The sequence below is a fragment of the Vibrio sp. 1580 genome, from assembly GCF_033340055.1.
Map to the genome: position 1 here is coordinate 1 of NZ_JAWOVT010000322.1, position 679 is coordinate 679.

Consider the following 679-nt stretch of genomic DNA (forward strand, 5'->3'; position numbering starts at 1 on the left):
CAATGACCGCATAGTATTTGATACGATGCCAAAACGTCTGACGAGTCATTTGGCGTGCTCGTTTACTTGGGAATACCACATCGGAAGACGTTTCTCCCAATAATGCAGGGCGACCTTGCTGGATGAATGTTTCAATCCAATCGACCGCATTTTCCCCCATCGGCACCAAACGCTCCTTGCCACCTTTACCCGTCACACGCACGACGCCCTGACGTAAACTGATGTTTTCCATCGTCAGGCTGACGAGTTCTGTCACACGCAACCCAGTCGCGTACAACAACTCAAGCATGGCTTTATCGCGCAGTTCTACCGGATCATTCGGATCTGGCGCGTCCAAAAGTGCGTCCACTTGCTCTTCGCTGATGTCTTTCGGTAAGCGTTGTGGCAATTTCGGGCTGACCAACAAGGCACTAGGGTCATCGGCACGCACTTTTTCACGGTGTAGATACTGAAACAAACGGCGAATAGCTGACAGCATACGAGCACGTGACGTCTGCTTGTAATCCAAATCCACCAGATACGTTTGGTATTCTTGAAGTCCAGACAAACTGATGAAATCGAGCCGGTAACGATGATGCTCCATCCAAGTGAGAAGCTTCATTAAGTCATTTCGGTACGAAGCCAGCGTATTCTCTGACAGACCGCGCTCCATCCACATTGCATCTAAGAATTGCTCAAC

The 679-nt window shown here is 49.6% G+C and carries 1 protein-coding gene; it reads right to left on the reverse strand.

Going from position 1 to position 679, the window contains the following annotated elements; genetic code table 11:
* A partial coding sequence (locus tag R7093_RS25775) for a site-specific tyrosine recombinase XerD (protein ID WP_318147092.1) occupies positions 1–679 on the reverse strand: 679 nt, incomplete at both ends.